This is a genomic window from Rhodococcus sp. R1101, from assembly GCF_000278445.1.
Classification (GTDB): domain Bacteria; phylum Actinomycetota; class Actinomycetes; order Mycobacteriales; family Mycobacteriaceae; genus Rhodococcus; species Rhodococcus gordoniae.
Window position 1 is genome coordinate 1 of record NZ_AJVB01000179.1, and the last position, 7,193, is coordinate 7,193.

At 69.0% G+C, this 7,193-nt stretch carries 6 protein-coding genes and 1 pseudogene; 3 read left to right on the forward strand and 4 right to left on the reverse strand.

All coding sequences use genetic code 11. The annotated features are described in order from the left end of the window. Nucleotides 1–56 precede the first annotated feature (56 nt). From R1101_RS0112665 to hrcA, 3 genes are read right to left on the reverse strand one after another with little or no spacing between them, the layout of a single operon-like run. A complete protein-coding gene (locus R1101_RS0112665; protein ID WP_016933788.1) occupies nucleotides 57–815 on the reverse strand; it encodes a 16S rRNA (uracil(1498)-N(3))-methyltransferase in 759 nt (252 codons plus the stop codon). Between the two features lie 9 nt (nucleotides 816–824). Continuing rightward, entirely contained in the window at nucleotides 825–1,976 is a 1,152-nt protein-coding gene (gene dnaJ, locus R1101_RS0112670) for a molecular chaperone DnaJ (RefSeq protein ID WP_016933789.1), read from the reverse strand. A gap of 47 nt (nucleotides 1,977–2,023) precedes the next feature. Next, nucleotides 2,024–3,067 (reverse strand): heat-inducible transcriptional repressor HrcA, encoded by a 1,044-nt coding sequence (gene hrcA / locus R1101_RS0112675; protein WP_016933790.1) that lies wholly within the window; start codon nucleotides 3,065–3,067, stop codon nucleotides 2,024–2,026. Between the two features lie 158 nt (nucleotides 3,068–3,225). Here hrcA and R1101_RS0112680 point away from each other — a divergent pair, with 158 nt between their 5' ends. Beyond that, nucleotides 3,226–3,579 (forward strand): type II toxin-antitoxin system VapB family antitoxin, encoded by a 354-nt coding sequence (locus R1101_RS0112680; protein WP_016933791.1) that lies wholly within the window; start codon nucleotides 3,226–3,228, stop codon nucleotides 3,577–3,579. A 96-nt stretch (nucleotides 3,580–3,675) separates the two neighbouring features. On the opposite strand, the gene hemW is transcribed toward R1101_RS0112680, so the two are convergent. Then, nucleotides 3,676–4,887, reverse strand: coding sequence for a radical SAM family heme chaperone HemW (gene hemW, locus R1101_RS0112685; RefSeq protein ID WP_026003210.1), 1,212 nt, complete (start codon nucleotides 4,885–4,887; stop codon nucleotides 3,676–3,678). Between the two features lie 392 nt (nucleotides 4,888–5,279). On the opposite strand from hemW, the gene R1101_RS0112690 reads away from it, so the two are divergent. Continuing rightward, nucleotides 5,280–6,998 (forward strand): nitrite/sulfite reductase, encoded by a 1,719-nt coding sequence (locus R1101_RS0112690; protein ID WP_016933793.1) that lies wholly within the window; start codon nucleotides 5,280–5,282, stop codon nucleotides 6,996–6,998. 49 nt (nucleotides 6,999–7,047) lie between these two features. Next, nucleotides 7,048–7,193 (forward strand): annotated as a pseudogene (locus R1101_RS26595) (phosphoadenylyl-sulfate reductase); the annotation flags it as partial.

Genomic DNA, 7,193 nt, shown 5'->3' on the forward strand with positions numbered 1-7,193 from the left:
GGTCGGGACCCGCAAGCGGTCCCTCAGTGCAGAGAGTCGGGACCCGCACACGGTCCCTAGTGCAGCGGCCGGGTGCGCCACCGGTCGGTGAGCACGCCGATCGCTCCGAGTGCGACGGCCGCCGCGGTCGAGGTACGCAGCACCGTGGGGCCGAGACCGACGGCCACAGCCCCCGCGTCGACGAGAGCGCTGACCTCCGCGTCGTCGAGTCCGCCTTCGGGACCGACGATCAGCGTCAGCGAAGCGGCGTCGCCCACCGGCAGGTCGGCGAAGGGAGTGGTCGCGGATTCGTGCAGCACCGCGACGACGTCACCGCGCTCGACGGCCGACCGCACGCGGGCGACGACCTCAGGGGTGCGGTGCAGCGCGTCGACCGTGGGCACGTGCGCACGCCGCGACTGTTTGGCCGCCGAGGTCGCAACAGCCTGCCATTTGGCAACACCCTTGTCCGCCTTGGCATCCCATCGTGCGACGCACCGCGCCGACTGCCACGGCACGAACTCGTCGGCCCCGGCCTCGGTGGCCAGTTCGACGGCGAGTTCGGACCGGTCGGACTTCGGCAACGCCTGCACGACCGTCACACTCGGACGCGGCCGGGCGACGGCGCGACGACCGAGCACGAGGGCTTCGAGCCGATCCTTCGCCACCGCGGTGACCTCGACGTCGGCGACCCCACCCGCACCGTCGGACAACACGAGCCGTTCGCCGACCGCGATGCGACGGACCGTGGCGGCGTGGCGGCCCTCCTTGCCGTCGAGCACGGCCGTCTGCCCTTCGGCGGGCAGCGGGTCGAGGTAGAACAGTGTCGCGGCCACCCGGGCGACCTAGCGGGCGCTGAACGCGTCGCGCAGACGCGAGAACAGGCCGCCGGAGTTCTGCGAACCGGTCGTCACGACCTCGACACGCTCGCGGTCGCTGTGCCGGCGCAGATCCTCGAGCAGCTTGGTCTGCTTGTGATCGATCCGGGTGGGCACCACGACCTCGAGATGGGCGTGCAGATCACCGCGCGTGCCCGACCGCAGCTTCGGCATGCCGTGACCGCGCAGCACCGAGACCGAACCGGGCTGGGTGCCGGGATCGACGGTGATCTCGATCGGGCCGTCGAGGATCGTGTCGACCGTCACCGCGGTGCCGAGCGCGGCGTCGACCATGGGCACCCGGATGGTGCAGTGCAGATCGTCGCCGTCGCGGACGAACACCTCGTGCTGCTGTTCGAGCACCTCGACGTAGAGATCGCCGGCGGGACCACCGCCGGGGCCGACCTCACCCTGGGCCGCGAGGCGGATGCGCATGCCGTTGCCCACACCGGCAGGCACCTTGACGGTGATCTCACGGCGGGCGCGCACGCGACCGTCGCCGCCGCACTTCCGGCAGGGGTCCGGGATGGTCTCGCCGACACCGCGGCAGGTCGGGCAGGGCCGGGACGTCATGACCTGGCCGAGGAAGGAGCGCTGCACCGACTGGACCTCGCCGGCACCACCGCAGGTCTCGCATCGCACGGGCTTAGAGTCGCCGTGGGTACCGGAACCGGTGCACGCATCGCACAGGATCGCGGTGTCGACGGTGACCGTCTTGGTGACGCCACGAGCGCATTCCTCGAGGGTCAGCCGGGTGCGGAGCAGCGAGTCGGCGCCGGGCTGGACGCGGCCGCGCGGGCCGCGGGATCCGCCTGCCCCGCCACCGAAGAACGCCTCGAAGACGTCGCCGAGTCCGCCACCGAAGCCGGCACCCCCGAAGCCACCGGCGCCGCCGCCACCGGGTTCGAGCGGATCGCCGCCGAGGTCGACGATGCGTCGCTTCTCGGGATCCGACAGCACCTCGTAGGCGGCCGAGATCTCCTGGAAACGCTTCTGCGCCGACTCGTCGGGGTTCACGTCGGGGTGGTGCTCGCGCGCCAACTTGCGGTACGCCCGTTTGATCTCCTGGTCGGTCGCGTTCTTGGACACGCCGAGCGTCCCGTAGTAGTCCCGTGCCACGTTTGGTTCTCGTCCTTACTTCGTTCTACACAGAAAATGGACGGTGCTCAGCGCTCGCCGAGCACCTCACCGATATATCTCGCAACGGTAGCCACCGATGCGATGGTTCCCGGATAGTCCATCCGGGTGGGGCCGAGCACTCCCAGACCACCGAAGACCGTACCTGCGGCACCGTAACCGGTGGACACGACGGAGGTGGTGCGCATCTCCTCGAACTGGGTCTCCTCACCGATGCGGACGGTGACCCGGCCGGCGTCCTGGCTGGACGCGAGCAGCTTCAGCACCACCACCTGCTCCTCGAGCGCTTCGAGGACCGTGCGCAACGATCCCGGCACGATCCCGTGGCCGTCGAAGTCCGCGGCGTTGCGGGTGAGGTTGGCGGTGCCGCCGAGCACGAGGCGTTCCTCGGGATGCTCGACGAGGGTTTCCACCAGCACCGTGGTGCACCGGATGAGCGCGTCGCGCAGATCCTCCGGCGCGTTGTCGGCGAGTTCGGTGACCGCGATGGACGCGGCAGCGAGCCGCTTGCCGGCCAGCGCCCCGCCGAGCAGCTCACGCAGTCGCGACAGACCGTCCTCGTCGATCACGTCGCCGAGTTCGACGATCCGCTGATCCACCCGACCCGAATCGGTGATGAGCACGAGCAGCAGCCGCGCCGGTGTCAGCCCGACCACCTCGAGGTGTCGCACGGACGACGCCGAGAGCGTCGGGTACTGCACGACCGCGACCTGACGGGTGAGCTGTGCGAGCAGACGCACCGCGCGCCGCAGCACATCGTCGAGGTCGACACCGGATTCGAGGAACTGCAGGATCGCGCGACGCTCGGCCGACGAGAGCGGCTTGACCTCGGCGATCCTGTCGACGAACTGGCGGTAGCCCTTGTCGGTGGGTACGCGCCCGGAACTCGTGTGGGTCTGTGTGATGTAGCCCTCGGCTTCGAGCACAGCCATGTCGTTGCGGACCGTGGCGCTGGATACACCGAGATTGTGCCGGTCGACGAGAGTCTTGGAGCCGATCGGCTCCTTGGTGGACACATAATCCGCCACGATGGCGCGCAAGACCTTGAATCTCCGCTCCTCGGTACTCGACAACCCGCCACCTCCGTTTCCACCGCCTGCAGGACCGCACCTCTGGGGGCCGTACCCTGCCAGTCTAATCGCGCGAGGACCGTGCAGGTGTCGGGCACGTGCGCGACACCATCCCGGCACCGGACGCGACGGTGGCAGCGTATTCCCCGTAATGTGTTCGCATGATCTTCAAGGGCGTCCGGGACGGCAAGCCGTATCCCGATCACGGACTGTCTCTGCGCGACTGGTCGAGGATTCCGCCCCGTCAGGTGCGCCTCGACGAGATCGTCACGACCACGAAGGTTCTCGAACTCGACCGGCTGTTGTCGGAGGATTCGACCTTCTACGGCGATCTGTTCCCGCACGCCGTCCAGTGGCAGGGCGTGCTGTATCTCGAGGACGGACTCCACCGGGCGGTGCAGTCCGCGCTGCGGAACCGGCCGGTGATGCACGTCCGGGTGTTCGAGTACGACCTGTTGATTCCCGGTGGCGCTTCCGATCCGGGTGCCGAGGTTCGGGGCACGTCTCCCGCGTAGCGGGATCAGGAGTGGATTCGTTCCGTTTCGACCGACGTCCGACGGACCGGCCGAGCTCGGGCCACGACCGGGAAGCAGTGGGCACGGACGAGCCGGCTAGGTGAGAATCGAGCGGACCACCGCGTCGGCCAGTAGCCTGCCCCGGTCGGTCAGCACGAGGTGGCCGTCGTGCACCACGGCGAGACCGTCGGCGATCACCGTCTCCGCCGCCTCGCGCTCCTCGGCGTCGAGCACGGCGAGCGGCAGGCCCGTGCGCAGCCGGACGGTGAGCATCACGAGTTCGGTGTGCCGGTCCTCGGTCGTGAGGTGTTCGCTGCCCGCCACGGGCAGGACACCGTCGGCGAGAGTCGACGCGTAGCGGGCGGGGTGCTTGACGTTCCACCAGCGCACGCCGCCGACGTGACTGTGTGCCCCCGGTCCGGCACCCCACCAATCGCCACCGTCCCAGTAGCCGAGGTTGTGGGCGCAGCGCGCCGACGGATCGTCGGCCTTCGCCCAGTTGGACACCTCGTACCAGGTCATACCCGCCTCGGCGAGTCGTGCGTCGATCCGTTCGTACCGCGCGGCGAGCACATCGTCGTCCGGTGCGGGCAGCTCGCCGCGACGCACACGGCGCGCGAGCGCGGTGCCGTCCTCGACGATGAGCGCGTACGCCGAGACGTGGTCGACGCCCGCCTCGAGCACCGCGTCGAGGGAGGCATCGAGATCGGCGTCGCGCTCGCCCGGTGTGCCGTAGATCAGATCGAGGTTGACATGGGCGAAACCGGCCGCGCGCGCTTCCTTCGCCGCCGCGACCGGCCGCCCGGGTGTGTGGGTGCGGTCGAGAACCGCCAGCACGTGCGGCGCGGCGGACTGCATGCCCAGCGACACGCGGGTGTATCCGGCCTCCCGGATGGCCGAGAAGAACTGCGTGGAGGTGGATTCGGGGTTGGATTCGGTGGTCACCTCGGCGCCGGGCGCGAGTCCGAACGAGTCGCGGATCGCGTCGAGCACCTGCGCGAGCCCGTCTGCGCCGAGCAGCGAGGGGGTGCCGCCGCCGACGAAGACCGTCTCGGCGGCGGGTGCCCGTCGTCCGGTGTCCGAGAGCAACCGGGCGCCGGCGTCGAGTTCGCGGCGCAGACCCTCGAGCCAGGACTGCGGTGAGGCGGCGCTGCCGAGCTCACCGGCCGTGTAGGTGTTGAAATCGCAGTAGCCGCAGCGGGTCGCGCAGAAGGGCACGTGCACGTACACCCCGAACGGTCGCGTCCCCACCCCCGCGAGCGCCGGAGCGGGAAGTTCGAGACCGGCCGGACGACCCGCGATACCGATTTCCGTGCCGGTGCGCCGACCGATCTCCGTGGTGTTCACGACCCCAGTCTTCCAGAGACCCGGAGGGCGCCTCCGCGCGCGAGCCCCCTACCTCGACATTTCCCGAAAATCGGGTGGAAATACCGGCCACAATTCGGAATCGCCCCGGTGACATGGCACAATGGTCGGCATGACAGGACCCGGAGTGCGACTCGTGGCGCGACGCCACGTCGACTTCAAGCGCGTCTGCGCGTCCTGCTGTCTGCCTTGCGCCGCTTGTCTCTGCGCCGACTGTTCGTAGTCGGCACTCCCCGGCACATCCCAGATCCCGCCGGGTCGAAGCATGCGTGCACGAGGTTCAGCCCCCTCCTGCGCTCGCCGATCCGGTTCCAGCGAACATCAGGAGACCCTGTATGTCGTCGACCACCGACGTCACTCCCGCCGACGAGTCGGCCAAGCCCGCACGCCGCACTGCGCGACCTGCCAACCGCCGCGCCGAGGGACAGTGGGCCCTCGGTTACCGGGAGCCGCTCAACGCGAACGAGCAAGCGAAGAAGGACGACAACCCGCTCAATGTCCGTCGGCGTATCGAGGACATCTACGCGCACACCGGTTTCGACGGCATCGACAAGAGCGACCTGCGCGGCCGGTTCCGTTGGTGGGGTCTGTACACGCAGCGCGAGCAGGGCTACGACGGCACGTACACCGGCGACGAGAACCTCGACCTGCTCGAGGCGAAGTACTTCATGATGCGGGTGCGCTGCGACGCCGGCGCCCTGAATGTGACCCAGCTGCGGACGATCGCCGGTATCTCCACCGAGTTCGGCCGCGACACCGCCGACCTGTCCGACCGCCAGAACGTCCAGTACCACTGGATCGAGGTCGAGAACGTCCCGGAGATCTGGCGGCGTCTCGAATCGGTCGGCCTGAAGACCACCGAGGCGTGCGGCGACTGCCCCCGCGTCGTACTCGGTTCACCGCTCGCCGGTGAGTCCCTCGACGAGATCATCGACGGCACCCCGGCGATCGACGAGATCGTGCGCCGCTACATCGGCAACCCCGAGTACTCGAACCTGCCGCGCAAGTTCAAGACCGCGATCTCCGGCCAGCAGGACGTCGTGCACGAGATCAACGACGTCGCCTTCATCGGCGTCGAGCACCCCGAGCACGGTCCCGGTTTCGATCTGTGGGTCGGTGGCGGTCTGTCCACCAACCCGATGCTCGCGCAACGGGTCGGCGCGTGGATCCCGCTGCACGAGGTCGCCGACGTGTGGGAGGGCGTCGTCGCGATCTTCCGCGACTACGGCTACCGCCGGTTGCGCTCCAAGGCGCGCCTGAAGTTCCTCATCAAGGACTGGGGCATCGAGAAGTTCCGCGAGGTGCTCGAGACCGAGTACCTGAAGCGTCCGCTGATCGACGGCCCGGCCCCGGCCGCTCCCGAGCGTCCGATCGACCACGTCGGCGTCCAGAAGCTGCGCAACGGCCTCAACGCCGTGGGGGTCGCGCCGATCGCCGGCCGTGTCTCGGGCACGATCCTGTCCGCGGTGGCCGACGCCGCCGAGCGGGCGGGCTCCGACCGGATCCGGTTCACGCCCTACCAGAAGCTCATCGTGCTCGACGTCGCCGACGACAAGGTCGAGCAGCTCGTCACCGAGCTCGAGGCGCTGGGTCTGCCGGCCTCGCCGTCGCCGTGGCGCAAGAATCTCATGGCCTGCACGGGAATCGAGTTCTGCAAGCTGTCCTTCGTCGAGACACGCAAGCGTTCGCAGGCCCTGGTGCCCGAACTCGAGGAGCGGCTCGCCGACATCAACGCGCAGCTCGACGTCCCGGTCACGATCAACATCAACGGCTGCCCCAACTCGTGCGCGCGCTCCCAGATCGCCGACATCGGCTTCAAGGGCCAGCTCGTCGACGACGGTGAGGGCAACCAGGTCGAGGGATTCCAGGTGCATCTCGGCGGTGCGTTGGGCTTCGACGCGAAGTTCGGGCGCAAGCTGCGCCAGCACAAGGTCACCAGCGCCGAACTCGGCGACTACATCGAGCGGGTGGTGCGCACTTTCGTCAAGGAGCGCACCGAGGGCGAGCGTTTCGGCGAATGGGCCGTCCGGGCCGAGGAGGCCGACCTGCGATGACCGGCACTGTTGCAGCGGGCGACACGAAGACGGATCGGGAAGGGACGCGATGACGATCGACACGAACATCGACGAACTCCGGAGTATTGCCGCGCAGGGGGCGGCAGAACTCGAGGGTGCGTCGGCGCAGGAACTCCTGCGTTGGACGGACGAGACGTTCGGTACCCCCACCGACAGCGGACGCAGCGGCTACAT